Annotated in this window: 14 protein-coding genes; 4 read left to right on the top strand and 10 right to left on the bottom strand. The window is 63.4% G+C overall.

From position 1 onward, the window contains the following. Window position 1: 1 nt before the first annotated feature. Together D6Z43_RS28420 and D6Z43_RS19695 are read right to left on the bottom strand one after the other, a co-directional pair. Window positions 2-136, bottom strand: coding sequence for a hypothetical protein (locus D6Z43_RS28420; protein WP_256660888.1), 135 nt, complete (start codon window positions 134-136; stop codon window positions 2-4). A gap of 20 nt (window positions 137-156) precedes the next feature. Next, window positions 157-396, bottom strand: coding sequence for a hypothetical protein (locus D6Z43_RS19695; RefSeq protein ID WP_120653754.1), 240 nt, complete (start codon window positions 394-396; stop codon window positions 157-159). A gap of 450 nt (window positions 397-846) precedes the next feature. Here D6Z43_RS19695 and algB point away from each other — a divergent pair, with 450 nt between their 5' ends. Together algB and D6Z43_RS19705 are read left to right on the top strand one after the other, a co-directional pair. Further along, complete coding sequence (algB, locus tag D6Z43_RS19700; protein WP_120653755.1) at window positions 847-2,193, top strand: sigma-54-dependent response regulator transcription factor AlgB; 1,347 nt, start codon at window positions 847-849, stop codon at window positions 2,191-2,193. Window positions 2,194-2,206: 13 nt separating this feature from the next. Beyond that, the gene (locus tag D6Z43_RS19705) at window positions 2,207-3,982 is read left to right on the top strand and encodes a KinB sensor domain-containing domain (RefSeq protein ID WP_120653756.1); all 1,776 of its coding nucleotides are present in this window, start codon (window positions 2,207-2,209) and stop codon (window positions 3,980-3,982) included. 163 nt (window positions 3,983-4,145) lie between these two features. Here the strand turns inward: D6Z43_RS19705 and D6Z43_RS19710 are convergent, their stop codons facing one another. Next, complete coding sequence (locus D6Z43_RS19710; RefSeq protein WP_120653757.1) at window positions 4,146-4,925, bottom strand: N-acetylmuramoyl-L-alanine amidase; 780 nt, start codon at window positions 4,923-4,925, stop codon at window positions 4,146-4,148. After that, the gene (locus D6Z43_RS19715; RefSeq protein ID WP_120653758.1) at window positions 4,922-5,515 is read right to left on the bottom strand and encodes a MarC family protein; all 594 of its coding nucleotides are present in this window, start codon (window positions 5,513-5,515) and stop codon (window positions 4,922-4,924) included. Before D6Z43_RS19715 ends, D6Z43_RS19710 begins: the two co-directional genes overlap by 4 nt. A 262-nt stretch (window positions 5,516-5,777) precedes the next feature. On the opposite strand from D6Z43_RS19715, the gene D6Z43_RS19720 reads away from it, so the two are divergent. After that, window positions 5,778-7,196 carry a DASH family cryptochrome gene (locus D6Z43_RS19720; protein WP_120653759.1) on the top strand — a complete coding sequence of 473 codons (1,419 nt, stop codon included), beginning with the start codon at window positions 5,778-5,780 and terminating at the stop codon, window positions 7,194-7,196. Window positions 7,197-7,201: 5 nt separating this feature from the next. On the opposite strand, the gene D6Z43_RS19725 is transcribed toward D6Z43_RS19720, so the two are convergent. The 5 genes from D6Z43_RS19725 to D6Z43_RS19745 form a co-directional block, all read right to left on the bottom strand. Next, window positions 7,202-9,154: a GGDEF domain-containing protein gene (locus D6Z43_RS19725; RefSeq protein ID WP_120653760.1), complete on the bottom strand. Its 1,953-nt coding sequence runs from the start codon at window positions 9,152-9,154 to the stop codon at window positions 7,202-7,204. A 20-nt stretch (window positions 9,155-9,174) separates the two neighbouring features. Next, entirely contained in the window at window positions 9,175-10,029 is an 855-nt protein-coding gene (locus D6Z43_RS19730) for an endonuclease/exonuclease/phosphatase family protein (protein ID WP_120653761.1), read from the bottom strand. A gap of 16 nt (window positions 10,030-10,045) precedes the next feature. Next, window positions 10,046-10,678 (bottom strand): thiol:disulfide interchange protein DsbA/DsbL, encoded by a 633-nt coding sequence (locus D6Z43_RS19735; protein ID WP_120653762.1) that lies wholly within the window; start codon window positions 10,676-10,678, stop codon window positions 10,046-10,048. Window positions 10,679-10,820: 142 nt separating this feature from the next. After that, window positions 10,821-11,426 (bottom strand): cytochrome c, encoded by a 606-nt coding sequence (locus D6Z43_RS19740; RefSeq protein WP_120653763.1) that lies wholly within the window; start codon window positions 11,424-11,426, stop codon window positions 10,821-10,823. Window positions 11,427-11,477: 51 nt separating this feature from the next. Further along, window positions 11,478-11,768, bottom strand: coding sequence for a cytochrome c5 family protein (locus tag D6Z43_RS19745; protein ID WP_077527577.1), 291 nt, complete (start codon window positions 11,766-11,768; stop codon window positions 11,478-11,480). A 173-nt stretch (window positions 11,769-11,941) separates the two neighbouring features. Between D6Z43_RS19745 and yihA the strand changes: the two genes are divergently transcribed. Then, on the top strand, window positions 11,942-12,583 hold the full coding sequence (gene yihA / locus D6Z43_RS19750) for a ribosome biogenesis GTP-binding protein YihA/YsxC (RefSeq protein WP_120653764.1): 642 nt from the start codon (window positions 11,942-11,944) through the stop codon (window positions 12,581-12,583). Window positions 12,584-12,860: 277 nt separating this feature from the next. Here yihA and polA read toward each other — a convergent pair whose 3' ends face one another. Further along, window positions 12,861-15,611, bottom strand: coding sequence for a DNA polymerase I (gene polA, locus D6Z43_RS19755; RefSeq protein ID WP_120653765.1), 2,751 nt, complete (start codon window positions 15,609-15,611; stop codon window positions 12,861-12,863). Window positions 15,612-15,622 lie beyond the last annotated feature (11 nt).

Raw genomic sequence — 15,622 nt, forward strand, 5'->3', positions numbered from 1 at the left:
GTCAGCGCGACTGCGCAGGGACCACCGGCACGACGCAGACCGCAGCGTCGGTGGGTGTTGCATACCGTTGGCAGGCGCTGCGCAACATGACGATGCCACACAGCGCGGTAGTCAGGGCGAAGGCAAGGCTCAACATGACGGCACGCCTCTGCTCGATCAGAAGACCCAGCGCGGCTGGGCGCCGGCCTCGGTCCACATGTGCTGACTCACCTCATGCAGCGCGCCATCGGCACGAACCGGGGCCGTCCGGCTGCTCTGTTCCGCAGCGGGAACCTGCAGCGGCGCCGGCTGGATGCGCTCTCGCAGGTGCTGTTCGGCGAGCATGCCGAGCACCACGACCAGCCCGGTCAGAAGGACCATCAGCCATCTGGACGACCACCACTGGAAACCTTTCATCCTCGAATCCTCCCTTGGGGTGGATTTGTGGCCTCGTTACTTCAGATGCATGGCTCACGCCAGCCGCGGCCCTTCAAAAATCCTCACCAGCTCAATGGGTTACTTGAGAACCTCGACCACGCCCGACGGCACTTTGCACGATCAGGCTCAGCTCGCCAGGCAAATTGCATGCTCTTAAAAGGCCCGGAACCTCCCTGTTCCAGGCGGAGCTGTCCTGAAGGTGCACTGGGGTCACAAGAGGTAGAAAGACCGATGCGCCTTCAGGTATCGGGAACATCGCAAGGCCTGTGCCAGTCTTGATAATGAATAAACTTTCTTAGAAATCAGTAAGTTATATTTTGTCTAGGCACTTCACACACTTGCATGCTGCAATGCCTGTAGGAAAAACGCGTGCAACTTGCACGACATTTCTTGGACTAACTTTCTATGACTCGGAAATGGAGTGAGAGCATGGAACAGGTAACCGAGAACCAGGGACGAATCCTGCTGGTGGATGACGAGGCCGCCATCCTGCGTACCTTTCGCTACTGCCTGGAGGACGAAGGCTACAGCGTTGCCACGGCCGCCAGTGCGGCGCAGGCGGAGACGATCCTGCAGAGGCAGGTCTTCGACCTGTGCTTCCTCGATCTGCGTCTGGGCGAGGACAGCGGCCTCGACGTACTGGCGCAGATGCGCGTACAGGCGCCTTGGATGCGCGTGGTGATCGTGACTGCGCACTCAGCGGTCGATACGGCGGTGGATGCGATGCAGGCCGGCGCCGCCGATTACCTGGTCAAGCCCTGCAGCCCTGACCAATTGCGCATGGCCGCGGCCAAGCAGCTGGAAGTGCGCCAACTCACCGCGCGCCTGGAAGCCCTCGAAGGTGAAGTACGCCGCGCGGGTGAGGGACTGTTTTCCCAGAGCCCGCCCATGATGGCCGTGCTGGAGACCGCGAGGCAGGTGGCCGGCACCGACGCCAATATCCTCATTCTTGGTGAATCGGGCACCGGTAAGGGAGAACTGGCCCGCGCCATCCATGGCTGGAGCAAGCGCGCGAAGAAAGCTGTCGTCACCATCAATTGCCCCTCGCTGTCGGCCGACCTGATGGAAAGCGAGCTATTCGGACACAACCGGGGAGCCTTTACCGGTGCCAGCGAAAGCACCCTGGGCCGGGTAAGCCAGGCCGATGGCGGAACGCTGTTCCTCGACGAGATTGGCGACTTCCCCCTGAGCCTCCAGCCCAAACTGCTGCGTTTCATCCAGGACAAGGAGTACGAACGGGTGGGCGACCCGGTGACCCGTCGCGCCGATGTGCGCATTCTCGCCGCCACCAACCTTGATCTGGACGAGATGGTTCGCGACGGCCGCTTCCGAGAGGACCTGCTCTATCGCATCAACGTGATTGCCTTGAGCCTGCCGCCGTTACGCGAACGCCACGAAGACATCCTCGACCTCGCCGAGCGCTTCCTGGCGCGCTTCGTCGGCGAGTATGCACGTCCGGCGCGGGCCTTCAGCGAAGAAGCGACGGCAGCGCTGCTCAACTATCGCTGGCCGGGTAACGTGCGCGAACTGCGCAACGTGATCGAGCGCGCCACGATCATCTGCAACCAGGAGCGAGTCGAGGTCAGCCACCTGGGGCTGGGCGACACACCCACGGCCAATGCGCCGAGGGTAGGAGGACCGCTGAGCCTGGAAGACCTGGAACGCGCACATATCGCCGGAGTACTGGCCACTAGCGAGACGCTCGACCAGGCCGCCCGTACGCTGGGTATCGACGCTTCGACCCTGTATCGCAAACGCAAGCTTTACGGCCTCTGAAGGGGTCGCCGCCATGCGACTGCGCACGCGACTGTTTCTGAGCATCTCGGCACTGATCACCGTCGCCCTCCTGGGATTGCTGCTGGGCCTGGTCAGCGTGATGCAAATGGCAAGCTCCCAGGAACGCCTGATCAACCAGTCCTTCGCCACCATCGATATCAGCCTGCGGATGCGCCAGCAGCTGGGCGACCAGATGGTCAACCTGATGGGCAGGGACCTGGACCTGCCGGCCTTGCAGGCCTCGCAGCAGAAGTTCCTTGCGGCGTTGGATGAGGGCCTGCACTCGACCACGGATGAGCAGACCCTCGCACACTTCCAGCGGATCGCCGCGTCCTACAAGATCTTCCTCGACGTCGTGCGACAGCCCGTCAGCCTGCGCTGGAGCCTGCTGGACGACGACGACTTCAGCCACTCCCTGGATATCCTGCGCACCAGCATGGTGGAGCTGCAGCGCCATTCGCTGTCCGTGGTCGGCGACGCCGAAGGCGCTGCGCGCAATCGGGCGCTGCTGGTTGCAAGCCTGCTCGGCCTGCTCGGTATAGCGGTCCTGGCGGTCGGCCTCATTACCGCCCAGGGCATGGCTCGTCGCTTCGCCGAACCCATCGACGCACTGGCCAAGGCCGCCGACCAGGTGGGCCGGGGAGATTTCAAGGTCACGCTACCCCTGTCGCCGGTGAACGAGATGTCCACGCTGATCCGTCGCTTTGGCCTGATGGCCGAGGCCCTGCGCATGTTCAAGGAAACCAATGTCGAGAAACTGCTGGCCGAGCAGCAGCGCCTGAAGGCAGTCCTCGACAGCATCGACGACGGCCTGCTGATCCTTGATCGGCAGGGGCGCATCCAGCACGCGAACCCAGTGGCACAGCGGCAGCTCTCCTGGGAGGAGGTCGTCCCCGGCCAGCTGCTGTCGCAGGCCCTTGGCCGGCCAGAGCTGGACGAGCTGGCCCAGCGGGTGCTGCGCGGTGAAACCCTGGACGAAGCGCCCGAGGACCTGGAAGTAAACGCGGACGGCGAGCAACGCCTGCTGAACTGGCGGCTGGTGCCGGTGGCGCTTGACGCAGAGCGCCTGCAGGGTGGAGTGATGGTGCTGCGAGACGTAACTGAAGAACGTGCCTTCGAGCGGGTACGTAACGAGTTCGTGCTGCGCGCCTCCCACGAGCTGCGGACACCGGTAACCGGCATGCAGATGGCCTTCGGTCTTCTCAACGAGCGCCTGAACTTCGACCCCGAAGGCCGCGAGGCGGACTTGCTGAAGACGGTGGACGAGGAAATGCAGCGGCTGGTACGCCTGATCAACGACTTGCTCGACTTTTCCCGCTACCAGAGTGGCGTGCAGGTACTGGAGCGCGAGCCCTGTGACCTGGAGGAACTGCTTGTAGCTCTACGTCAGCGCTACGAGCCCCAAGCCAGCGAGCACGGTATCGAGATCGAACTGGAGCTGCACCCACCACTACCGCGGATGAGCCTCGATCGACTGCAAATCGAGCGGGTGCTGGACAACCTGGTGGGCAACGCGATTCGCCATAGCCCGAATGGCGGGCATATCCGCTTGCAGGCCCGGCGACACGGCGAACGGGTGCTGTTGAGTGTGGCGGACGACGGCGAGGGCGTGCCCTACAGCCAGCAGTCGCGGATCTTCGAGCCATTCGTGCAGGTTGGCCACCGCAAAGGTGGTGCCGGCCTTGGCCTGGCCATGTGCAAGGAGATCGTGCAACTGCACGGCGGGCGCATCGGCCTGTATTCACGCCCTGGGCATGGCGCGCAGTTCTATATGACGTTGCCGATGTAAGGGCGCGCTCGGAGCCTGCTTGCTTGTAGGGGCGAGTTCATTCGCCAAGCAGGCCGAAGGCATGCCCGCAAGGTTGAAAGGGTGCAGCTGCGCTGCCCTTGGCGAATGAATTCAACCCTACAGAAGAGAAGTCCGTGCACTGGGTAGATTCGCGGCTCGCCCCTTAACGCGGCATGCCGTTGAGCACCAGCAGCAGGGCGGCGGTCTCGGCATCGGGCTGGCCGTCGTAGAGGCGCTGGCGGTACTTCATCTGGAAGGCGGCGATGACGTTGCGGGTTTCCTTGTCCAGGACCCCGCTCTGCGGCGTGCTGTAGCCCTGGCGAATGAGCTGCTGTTGGAACCAGCCGACCGTGGGTAGAGCCGCAGCGAAACGCGCCTGTTCACGGGCCACCGCTCGCGCGTCCGGCCAGGGCAGCAGCCCGGCGTCGGCCAGGCGTTTCCAGGGGAACAGCGGGCCCGGGTCGACCTTGCGCTGGGGCGCGATATCGCTGTGGCCGATGATGCTGCCCAGTGGCAGGTTGTGGCGCTGGACGATGTCCTTGAGCAGCAGGATCAGGGCCTCGATCTGCTCCTCGCTGAACGGCTGGTAGACGCGCCCGGCTGGAGTATCGCGGTAGCCATTGTTGACCAGTTCGATGCCAAGGGTGCTGGCGTTCAACCAGGTACGCCCCTGCCACTCGCTGACGCCCGCATGCCAGGCGCGGCGATTCTCATCCACCAGGCGATAGACCTTGGCTGGATGGTCGCCAATCAGGTAATGGCTGCTGACGCCGTCACGGGTCAGCAGGCGCAGGGAGCTCTCCATGTCGGTGGAGGTGTAGTGCAACACCACGTACTGCACACGGCTGCTCTGGCTCACCGAACGGTGGCTATCGTCAATGCGCAGTCCGCCGGCGCAGCCACCGAGCAGAAGCAGGGCAAGGCTCAGGACAAGGGCTTTCATGGGGTCAGGTGAAGGATGCTTTGCAGGTTGTCGAGCAGCATGTCGACGCTGAGCATGATCAGCAACATGCCGGTCAGGCGCTCCACGGCCATCAGGCCACGGTCACCGAGGAAGCGTTGCAGGAAGGCAGCCTGCAGCAGGATCAGGGCCGTGCAGGCCCAGGCCAGCAGCACCGCGACATAGAGTTCCCAGAGCGCTCCCTGGTGGGTGTTGCGCAGGGTCATCAGTACCGCGAGGGCCGACGGACCAGCTACTGCCGGGGTGGCCAGCGGCACCAGCATCGGTTCGCCGCCGGGCAGGTCGCCGAGCACGCCTTCGGGTCGCGGGAAAATCAGACGCAGAGCGATGATGAACAGGATGATGCCGCCGGCGATGGCGATGGACTCGCGGGAGAGGCCGAGGCCGCTGAGGATCTTGTCGCCAAAGGTGAGGAACAGCATCAGCAGGGCCAGCGCGAACAACAGTTCGCGCAGGGCGACCCTCAGGCGGCGCTCGGGCGCCACGCCCTTGAGTGCGGCGATGAAAATGGCGATGTTGCCGAAGGGGTCGGTGACCAGAAAGATCAGGACGGCAATGCCTAGGATTTCCATGGGGTGTCCCCTCAAACCAATGGGCAGAAGTGTAATGGCCGGTTGCGCTGGCGTCTGCGCGCAGTCTCGGGCGCCGGGTGGCGAACCTGTTGCGAAATCTTCCCCGGACTCGTACTCCCGGAAGAAAAAGGGCGCGGATTATAGCCTGTTGCCACTGTGCTAATCGGACATGGGGCCTACAGACTGGGATGAACGGCGACGTGGAAACGGCCGCCACAGGTAATGTTGTAGGTAAGGGAAATCCCCGCCGAGGAAGACCGCCATGCGCCGCGCGCTGCTCTGGTTCAAGCAGGATCTCAGGCTCGATGACCACCCGGCGCTCCAGATCGCGCTCCAGGCTGACCGCTTGCTGCCCCTGTACGTCTTCGACCCCGCGCTGCTCGGTCCTTCTCCGTTGGGGCCGCGTCGCCTGGGTGTGCATCGGGCGCGCTTCCTCCTGGAAAGCCTGGCGGCCCTGGACTCCGGCCTGCGCCAGCACGGCTCACGGCTTCTGGTGGTACAGGGCCACGCGGAGCTGGTGATACCCACCCTGGTTGAGCACCTGGGCCTGGAGGAGGTACTGACCCTGGGTGAAATAGCGCCCTACGAGCTCGATGAGGTACGCCGTGTGCGTCATGCCTTGGGCGTGCCCCTCGTCGAGATGCCGGGTAACAACCTGTTGCGTGAAGAAGATCTGCCCCGCCCGCTGATCGAACTGCCTTCAGTCTTCAACCAGTTCCGCGACCTGATGGATGAGCGCCTCTACGTCTTCCAGCCGCGTCCTGCTCCTCCCACGCTGCCACCATTGCCCAGCGGCGCGCTGAGCCTGATGGTGCCCCTGCCAACGCTGTCCCGCCTGGGCCTGGGCGAGCCCCTGGGCACACCGGCCACCGCGTTCCCTTTCGCCGGCGGCGAGCCTGCCGCCCAGGCTCGGCTGCGCGACTATCTCTGGGAATCCCGGGGCGTGCACCAGTACCAGGAAACCCGCAACGGCATGATCGGCAGCGAGTACTCGTCCAAGCTGTCGCCCTGGCTGGCCAACGGCAGCCTGTCACCACGCCGGGTCGCCGCGGAGCTACATCGTCTGGAGGCACAGCATGGCCGCAGTGAGTCGACCCAGCAGCTGTGGATGGAGTTGCTCTGGCGCGAGTTCTTCCGCTGGACCCTGCTGCGCTTTGGTGGCGCCCTGTTCCGCTCGGATGGCCTGAAAGCCACCGCGCGGGCGCCGAACAATCTCGACGAGCGCTACCTGCGTTGGTGCAACGGCCGTACCGGTATGCCGCTGGTGGACGCCAACATGCGCGAGCTGATGATGACAGGCTGGATGTCCAGTCGTGGCCGCCAGGTGGTGGCAGCTTACCTGGTCAACGACTTGCAGCAGGATTGGCGCTATGGCGCGGCATGGTTCGAGGAGCACCTGCTGGACTACGACCCGGCAAGCAACTGGGGCAACTGGGCCTACCTCGCTGGGGTGGCCAGCGACCCGCGTCGCGCGCGGGCCTTCAATGCGCTGCGCCAGGCCCGGCAATACGACCCGGACGCCTCCTACGTCAGTCTCTGGCTACCGGAACTGCGCGGCCTGCCGATCGAGCAGCGCCACACTCCATTCATGCTCAGCGAACTGCAGTTCGCCGGGCTGGATTACCCGCGCCTGGAGCACATTCCGGACAATTGGAAACCTTATATCTCCAGTGCCGCCTGACAGGTTCAGCCTGGTTGCGAGAGGCCTTGGGGGTCGGGCTCGCTGCGCCCAGCCGAAGGTTTCGGCAGGGCCAGCTCGATGCGGTTGCGCCCCTGGTGCTTGGCCCGGTAGAGCGCCTCGTCCGCTCGCTGAAACGCGATGTCGCTCGGCTCACCGGCAATCAGCGATGTCAGGCCGCCCGAGAGGGTGATGGAAACCCGCTCCCCCTTGAAGTGGAACGGGCAGGCTTCGATGGCCAGTCGCAGGCATTCCATCAATTGCGCGCCGCCTTCCACCGGAGTCGCAGGCAACAGGACGGCGAACTCCTCACCGCCGAAGCGTGCGATGAAGTCGGTCTTGCGCAGTCGCCGGTGGAGTTCGCCGGCAATAATCTTCAGTACCTTGTCGCCGGCCAGGTGGCCAAAGCCATCGTTGATGCGCTTGAAATGGTCGATGTCGATTACCGCCAGCAACAGGTCGCCACCGTAGCGCTGCTGCCGGGCCAGTTCGATTTCCAGTCGCTCGTTCCAGGCCGCACGGTTGGGTAGGCCAGTGAGCGGGTCCCGCAGGGCCTTCTGGCGCTGGACCTCGAGGTTGTTCTGGAAGGTCTTGGCTTCTTCTTCCATGGTCGCCACCCGCGTCATCAGCACCTGCAGTCGCTCACCGACTTCGTGCTCGCGGGCCGAGCGCTGCTGCTGATAGCGGTTCATGGTATCGAGCAGACCGTCCAGGCGCTGTTCCAGGCTCTCCTTGAGGTGGTTGAGGTCGGTAGCGTCCTGCACGCTGGCCTGCAAGCCGCTGACCTGTGCGCGCAGCTGGTCGTCCAGGGCGCGGGCACTGTCCAGCGACTCGGAATAACCCTCATGTGCCGCGCTCAGGTGCTCGAGGAACAGCACCAGGCGCTGGTTCAGCTGTTTGAGGTAACCGGCGAATTCGCGGTGTCCGCTGTCGGTCACTGCCAGCACCAGCACTGCGAAGTCATCCAGCACGGGCACCAGTTCGTACCAGTTCAGCCCCCCTTCCAGGCGTTGGCGCAGGGCCGCTGCCTGCGGCTGGTGGTGCTCGGGAAGGTCCAGCTCGTCCAATAGTGAGCGCAGGCTGTCCGCCACATGGGGGGCGATAGCGCTGTAGCCCGGCTCCGGCAGGCCGGGCAGAGCGTACTCGGGGTTGCCGTCGCCGGTCAGAATGGAAGCGGAAAGCGGCAAGCTGTCCAGAGCGTTGCTGCGCACGGGGGCGGCGTCGACGATTGCGTGCTCAGGTTCAACAAGGGCGTTGGCCGGCAGGGTGGCCACAGGGTCAATCGACTTCGCCGATTCCTGAGAGGCTGGAACAGGCTCGGGCGAGCTCAATTTCTGGGCGGCCTGCGCTGGCTCTGCGCGTCGATACGCTTCGGGTTTCGCGACTTCCGCCCCTGTTGCTGCCGCCGGAGTCGGATCAGCTGACGCCTCCTCTCGGTTGCTGCCGAAAAGCCGTTGCAGCAGACCAGGCTTGGCAACTGACGCGTCGGCACTGGACAGCACTTCAAGCGCCTGCCCCTGTAGCACACCGAGTTCGGCCAGCAGCGCCGGCAGCTCACGGGGTTGGCGCGCACGCTCATCGATGCGTCTGGCGAACTGCTTGATCCCCTTGCGCACTTCGCGCGGCAAATCGAGCGAGAGCAGGCGACTGGCGATCCCCGAGAGGGCGCTGACGTTCTGTTCCACGCGTTGCTGGCGACGCTGCTCGGAGTCCAGCACCGCCTTCTCAAGACGCGGGATCAGCGCCGAAAGACCGGCGTCCATCTGCTCACTGCGGATGATTTCCCGCAACTCCTGCATGCACTGGTCAACCGCCTTGTCTGAACCCTCGGCCGCCAAGGAGCTGCGCACCAGGCCACGACGCAGCAGGTCGAGGCGAGCGTCCCAGCGCTTCTCGAGCTTCTCCTGCTGTTCAAGGCTTTCCAGGTATTTGGCTTTCCAACGCTGGGCGTCGTCGCTCATGCAAGGGTTCCGCGCAAGGGTTAGCTGAGGGCAAGGGGCAGGTCGGCCTGCAGCTCAACCGGCAGGCGAATGTCCACCGCCACGGGCAGATGGTCGGATATGGGTTGGCTGAGCACCGCCACTCGCTCCAGGGTCAGGCTGGAGCTGAGCAGGATATGGTCGAGACAGCGTTGTGGCCGCCAGCTGGGGAAAGTCGCCTCGACCTGCGGCGCCAGCAAGCCGAGATCGCGCAGGGGCGAATGCTCCAGCAGGTCGTTGGCATGGGTGTTCATGTCGCCCATCAACACCAGGTGGCGAAAGCCACTTACCCGCTCGCGGATATAGGCCAGTTGGCGGGTACGGGTACGGGCGCCGAGCGACAGGTGCATCATCACCACGGCGAGTGCATTCTTGCCTGAACCGAAGCGCAGCAGGATCGCACCGCGGCCGGGCGGGCCGGGCAGGGGGTGGTCTTCCAGGAGACTGGGCTGCAGACGGCTGAGCAGGCCGTTGCTGTGCTGGGCGATGCGCCCGAGATTGCGGTTGAGCTGTTGATACCAGTACGGGAAGGCGCCGAGCTGGGCGAGGTGCTCGACCTGATTGATGTAGCCGGAGCGGATGCTGCCGCCGTCGACCTCCTGCAGCGCGACCAGATCGTAGTCGCCAAGCAGGTCGCCAATGCGCTGGAGGTTTCCAGCGCGGCCTGTGTGCGGCAACAGATGCTGCCAGCCGCGGGTCAGGTAATGGCGGTAACGCTCGGTGCTGATGCCGACCTGGATGTTGAAGCTGAGCAGGCGCAAGCGGCCGTCGGCAGGCAACCCGCCCCTGTCGCAGTGGGGGTTGACCCGTGCATCGCACGGGCCTGCCTCCCGCTCACCCACCCAGCGTCGAAGCATCGGGCGAATGCGCCGCTTACTTCGCGGCGCGCTCCTTCTCGATCAGGTGCTCGGCGACCTTGAGGGTCTGCTCCGGGCCACCCGAGGAGCTGATATCGAAGCGGTACTTGCCGTTGACCACCAGGGTCGGTACGCCGGTGATCTGGTAGGCCATGGCCAACTTCTTGGCTTTCTCCATCTGGCCCTTCACCGCAAAGGAGTTGTAGGCCTTGAGGAAGGCGTCCTTGTCCACGCCCTGACCAGCGAGGAATTCAGCCATTTCCTCGGGGGTCGCGAGTTTCTTGCCTTCCTTGTGGATGGCATCGAACACGGCTTTGTGGACCTGATGCTCGACTTTCATGCTTTCGAGGGTGATGAACAGCTGGCCGTGGACATTCCAAAGGCCGCCGAACATGGCAGGAATGCGGACGAAGTTGACGTCTTCCGGCAGTTTCTCGGCCCAGGGATTGAGGGTCGGTTCGAACTGGTAGCAGTGCGGGCAGCCATACCAGAACAGCTCCACCACTTCGATCTTGCCGGGAACCGACACCGGAACCGGGCTGCTCAGCTCGACATACTGCTTGCCGGCTTCGATGTCCTCAGCCTGGACGGCGCTCATGCCCAGCAGGCTTGCGCCGGCAAGAACGGCGGAAAGAATCAGGTTACGCATGCTTCACTCCTTGAGGGGTAATAGGGCCGCGAAGGCCATGTTTCGACCTGCGGCGACACAGCGGGTTCCGGCCATTGTAGCGGGCCGAAGAATGAAAAAGGGTGGCCTAAGCCACCCTCTTTCACATTCCAGACAACGGGTCTCAGTGCAGGCCCTGGATGTAGCTGGATACCGCTTCGATGTCCTTGTTGCTCAGCTTGGCGGCGATGCCACGCATGATCATGCTGTCGCCATCGTTGGTGCGGTTGCCTTCGCGGAAATCAGTCAGCTGCTTGGCCACGTACTGGGCATGCTGGCCACCCAGGTGCGGGAAGCCGGCTGCCGCGTTACCGGAACCATCGGGAGCGTGGCAACCCGTGCAAGCGGGCATGCCCTGTTCCAGTTTGCCGCCGCGGAAGAGCGCTTCGCCGCGTGCCACGACTTTCGGATCGGCTGCGCCGACGCTGCCCTTCTGACTAGAGAAGTAGGCGGCGATGTCAGCCAGATCCTGATCGCTGAGGTTGTTCAGCAGGCCGGTCATTTCCAGCACGGTACGGTTACCAGCCTTGATGTCCTTCATCTGCTTGAGCAGGTAGCGTTCGCCCTGACCAGCCAGTTTCGGGAAATTCGGGGCGGCGCTGTTGCCGTCCGGACCATGGCAGGCGCCACAAACTGCGGCCTTGGCCTGACCAGCCTTGGCGTCGCCAGCGGCGTGGGCCATGCCGGTGATGCCCAAGGTCAACAGCAGACTCACGATTACTTTGTTCATCAGCTAATCCAACTACGGCTAAAGGGTAAAGGTGTTATGCACCGGGCTACTTTATTGGCTCATCCACTGGATGACGGCCTTGTAGTCCTCGGCACTGCAATCCATGCACAGACCTTTCGGCGGCATGGCGTTCAAACCGTTGGTGACGCTCTGTACCAGAGTGTCCATGCCCTTGGCCAGGCGCGGTTCCCAGGCAGCCTTGTCGCCCTTCTTCGGCGCCATCGGCAGCTGACCAGTATGACAGGCGCCGCAGGCCCGGTTGAAAACCGCTTCAGGATCCTGGGCCGCTTGCGCGACGAAGGACAGCGCCGCAAGGCTAGCAGCGAGCAGTACTTTCTTCATGATCAACCTCATCGGGGGGCTTCGCCGCGCATTCTGTCGTGCGTCGGTCATGCCGTGGACACCAGACCCTGGGGGATAAAGCGCACACTAAATCTGCGGCATTATATACTGGCGATGCATAAACGGAAACGAAACCGCCCTATGCGACACCGCGTCGCACCCCTGGATTCCTAATGTCATCGAAGAACCCGATCCTCGGCCTGTGCCAACAGGCCCGTTTTCTCATCAGTGCTGCCAAGGTCGACCAGTGCCCATCGGACACCGGACTGGAGGTGGCTTTTGCCGGGCGTTCCAACGCCGGAAAGTCCAGCGCGCTGAACACCCTTACCCATGCCAGTCTGGCGCGCACCTCGAAAACTCCGGGGCGCACCCAGTTGCTGAATTTCTTCTCCCTGGACGAAGAACGTCGCCTGGTGGACCTGCCAGGCTACGGCTACGCCAAGGTGCCGATCCCGCTCAAGCAGCACTGGCAGCATCACCTGGAGGCCTATCTCAGCAGCCGCGAAAGCCTCGCCGGGCTGGTCCTGCTGATGGACATCCGCCACCCGCTGACCGACTTCGACCGCCTGATGCTGGACTGGTCGAGCGCGGGCAACATGCCCATGCACATCCTGCTGACCAAGGCCGACAAGCTGGCTTTCGGTGCCGCGAAAAATGCCCTGCTGAAGGTTCGCCAGGAAATCCGCAAGGGTTGGGGCGAGGGTGTCAGCATCCAGCTGTTTTCCGCGCCCAAGCGCCAGGGCATCGAGGAAGCCCATGCGGTGCTTGCGCACTGGCTGCAGCTGGATCTGCAGGATGACGAGACCGAAGCCTGAATTCCGGGCAAAAAAAACCCCGGACTTCGTATGGGGAGGGGGAAGTTCGGGGTCTAAGTCTGAACCGCTAGGGCGGGGTTCAGATATCTGCCAACACTAAACACAGCAAAAGGAGCATCGAAAGGCTTCACCAGCCATTCATGTGTGTGACTCCCCCGCCTTGCAGAAAGTTCAGACTGGATTTCAAAACAGTTTGCTATCAAAAGAAACTTTTTATTCGATCAGGAAATAAGAATCTGTTTCTCTCCTGATACAGATGCCCGCCCTGAAGGCGCACTCAGTGCGCCTCGTCCCAGTTGTCGCCCACGCCCACTTCCACTACCAGCGGCACATCCAGCTCGGCGGCACCGCTCATGAGCGGACGAATCTGCTCGCTTACCTGCGCGACCAGCTCCTCGCGCACTTCCAGGACCAGTTCGTCGTGAACCTGCAGGATGACGCGAGCGTCCAGACCACTTTCCTGCAGCCAATCGTCCACCGCGACCATCGCACGCTTCATGATGTCAGCTGCGGTGCCCTGCATCGGCGCGTTGATCGCAGTGCGCTCAGCGCCCTTGCGCATGGCCTGGTTCTTGGAGTGGATTTCCGGCAAGTAAAGGCGACGACCGAACAACGTCTCGACGAAGCCCTGCTGCGCGGCCTGCTCGCGGGTGCGCTCCATATAGGCCAGCACGCCGGGATAGCGGGCGAAGTAACGGTCAATGTAAGCCTGGGCCTCCTTGCGCTCGACGCCGATCTGTTTGGCCAGGCCGAAGGCGCTCATGCCGTAGATCAGGCCGAAGTTGATCGCCTTGGCACTGCGTCGCTGGTTGTTGCTGACTTCCTCCAGCGCTACGCCGAACACCTCCGATGCGGTGGCACGGTGCACGTCGCGATCATGGCGGAAGGCGTCCAGCAGGCCTTCGTCCTTGGCCAGGTGGGCCATGATGCGCAGTTCGATCTGCGAATAGTCCGCCGCCAGCAGCTTGTAGCCCTTGGGCGCGACGAAGGCCTGACGGATGCGCCGCCCTTCGGCGGTACGAATCGGGATGTTCTGCAGGTTCGGGTCAGTGGATGACAGGCGACCGGTAGCCGCCACCGCCTGGTGGTAGGAAGTGTGGATGCGCCCAGTACGCGGGTTGATCTGCTGCGGCAGCTTGTCGGTGTAGGTGCTCTTGAGCTTGCTCAGCGAACGGTACTGCATGATCACCTTGGGCAGCTCGTAGTCCTGCTCGGCAAGGTCGGCGAGCACGTTCTCGGCAGTGGAAGGCTGACCGGTAGCCGTCTTGGCCAGAACCGGCAGGCCGAGTTTTTCATAGAGGATGGCGCCTAGCTGCTTGGGCGAACCGAGGTTGAACTCCTGTCCGGCAAGCTCATAGGCCTGACGCTCCAGTCCCACCATCTTCTCGCCCAGTTCCAGGCTCTGCTGGCCCAGCAGCTTGCCGTCGACATAGGCACCATTGCGCTCGATTCGCGCCAGCACCGGCACCAGCGGCATCTCGATTTCCTTCAGCACCTTGGCCAGGGACGGGATGGCCTCCAGCTTCTGCCAGAGGGTCTGGTGCAGCCGCAGGGTGACGTCGGCATCCTCGGCCGCATAGGGGCCGGCCTGTTCAAGAGCGATCTGGTCGAAGGTCAGCTGCTTGGCGCCCTTGCCGGCAATGTCCTCGAATCGGATGGTGCTCTGGCCCAGGTACTTGAGGGCGAGACTGTCCATGTCGTGGCGGGTGGCGGTGGAGTCCAGCACGTAAGACTCGAGCATGGTGTCGAAGGCGATCCCCTGCACGGCGATCGGGGTGGAGGCATTGGCCAGGACGTTCATGTCGTATTTGGCGTGTTGGCCGACCTTGGCTTTGTGCGGATCTTCCAGCAGCGGCTTGAGGGCCTTGAGCACGGAATCACGATCGAGCTGCGCCGGCACACCCATATAGCTGTGGGCAAGCGGAACGTAAGCCGCCTCACCGGCTTCGACGGCGAAGGACACGCCCACTACCTGCGCCTGCTGGGCGTCGAGGCTGGTGGTCTCGGTGTCGAAGGCGAACAGCGGGGCGGCCTCGAGTTTCTTCATCCAGGCATCGAGCCGAGGTTGTTCCAGCACAACCTCATAGCGCTTCTCGGCCTCGGCAACCGGTGCTTCTTCCAGCGCCAGTTGTTCTCCGCCGGACTTGGCCGCCTGGCGCTGCAGGTCATCGAGCCAGGTTTTGAATTCCAGGGTGCGATAGAGCTCGGCCAGGGCATCACGGTCTGGTTCGCCAGGATGCAGCGCATCGATTTCGACGTTCAGTTCGACGTCGCACTTGATAGTGGCGAGCTTGTAGGACAGGTAAGCCATGTCCTTATGCTCTTCGAGCTTGGCCGGCAGGCCCTTGGCACCACGGATCGGCAGTTCCGGGACCTTGTCCAGGCTGGCGTACAGCATATCGAGGCCGCCACCCACGCCGGTGAGCAGGCCGAGGGCAGTCTTCTCGCCGACACCGGGTACTCCCGGAATGTTGTCGACCTTGTCGCCCATCAGCGCCAGGTAATCGATGATGAGTTCAGGACCGACACCGAATTTCTCCTTCACGCCATCAATGTCCAGCGTGCTACCGGTCATGGTGTTGACCAGCGTAATGTGCCCGTCGACCAGCTGCGCCATGTCCTTGTCGCCCGTGGAGATCACCACCGGCCGACCACCGGCCGCGCTCTGTCGGGCCAGGGTGCCGATCACATCATCGGCTTCCACGCCTTCCACGCAGAGCAGCGGCAGGCCGAGGGCGCGCACGCTGGCGTGCAGAGGTTCTACCTGCACCCGCAGTTCGTCCGGCATCGAGGGGCGATTGGCCTTGTACTGGGCGAACATCTCATCGCGGAAGGTCCCGCCCTTGGCGTCGAAGACCACCGCAAAGGGGCTGTCCGGATACTGCCGACGCAGGCTCTTGAGCATGTTCAGCACGCCTTTTACCGCACCCGTTGGCAAGCCGGCGGAGGTTGTCAGCGGCGGCAGGGCATGGAAGGCGCGGTACAGGTAGGAGGATCCGTCCACCAGGACGAGGGGGGCTTGGCTCATGCGTGAATTCA

Origin of the sequence: Pseudomonas sp. DY-1, assembly GCF_003626975.1 — a bacterium.
GTDB lineage: Bacteria > Pseudomonadota > Gammaproteobacteria > Pseudomonadales > Pseudomonadaceae > Metapseudomonas.

Bases quoted from the DNA above. Each gene is read 5' to 3' on its own strand.
- D6Z43_RS28420 (WP_256660888.1), bottom strand. From the start codon at position 136: ATGTTGAGCCTTGCCTTCGCCCTGACTACCGCGCTGTGTGGCATCGTC.
- D6Z43_RS19695 (WP_120653754.1), bottom strand. From the start codon at position 396: ATGAAAGGTTTCCAGTGGTGGTCGTCCAGATGGCTGATGGTCCTTCTG.
- algB (WP_120653755.1), top strand. From the start codon at position 847: ATGGAACAGGTAACCGAGAACCAGGGACGAATCCTGCTGGTGGATGAC.
- D6Z43_RS19705 (WP_120653756.1), top strand. From the start codon at position 2,207: ATGCGACTGCGCACGCGACTGTTTCTGAGCATCTCGGCACTGATCACC.
- D6Z43_RS19710 (WP_120653757.1), bottom strand. From the start codon at position 4,925: ATGAAAGCCCTTGTCCTGAGCCTTGCCCTGCTTCTGCTCGGTGGCTGC.
- D6Z43_RS19715 (WP_120653758.1), bottom strand. From the start codon at position 5,515: ATGGAAATCCTAGGCATTGCCGTCCTGATCTTTCTGGTCACCGACCCC.
- D6Z43_RS19720 (WP_120653759.1), top strand. From the start codon at position 5,778: ATGCGCCGCGCGCTGCTCTGGTTCAAGCAGGATCTCAGGCTCGATGAC.
- D6Z43_RS19725 (WP_120653760.1), bottom strand. From the start codon at position 9,154: ATGAGCGACGACGCCCAGCGTTGGAAAGCCAAATACCTGGAAAGCCTT.
- D6Z43_RS19730 (WP_120653761.1), bottom strand. From the start codon at position 10,029: ATGCTTCGACGCTGGGTGGGTGAGCGGGAGGCAGGCCCGTGCGATGCA.
- D6Z43_RS19735 (WP_120653762.1), bottom strand. From the start codon at position 10,678: ATGCGTAACCTGATTCTTTCCGCCGTTCTTGCCGGCGCAAGCCTGCTG.
- D6Z43_RS19740 (WP_120653763.1), bottom strand. From the start codon at position 11,426: ATGAACAAAGTAATCGTGAGTCTGCTGTTGACCTTGGGCATCACCGGC.
- D6Z43_RS19745 (WP_077527577.1), bottom strand. From the start codon at position 11,768: ATGAAGAAAGTACTGCTCGCTGCTAGCCTTGCGGCGCTGTCCTTCGTC.
- yihA (WP_120653764.1), top strand. From the start codon at position 11,942: ATGTCATCGAAGAACCCGATCCTCGGCCTGTGCCAACAGGCCCGTTTT.
- polA (WP_120653765.1), bottom strand. From the start codon at position 15,611: ATGAGCCAAGCCCCCCTCGTCCTGGTGGACGGATCCTCCTACCTGTAC.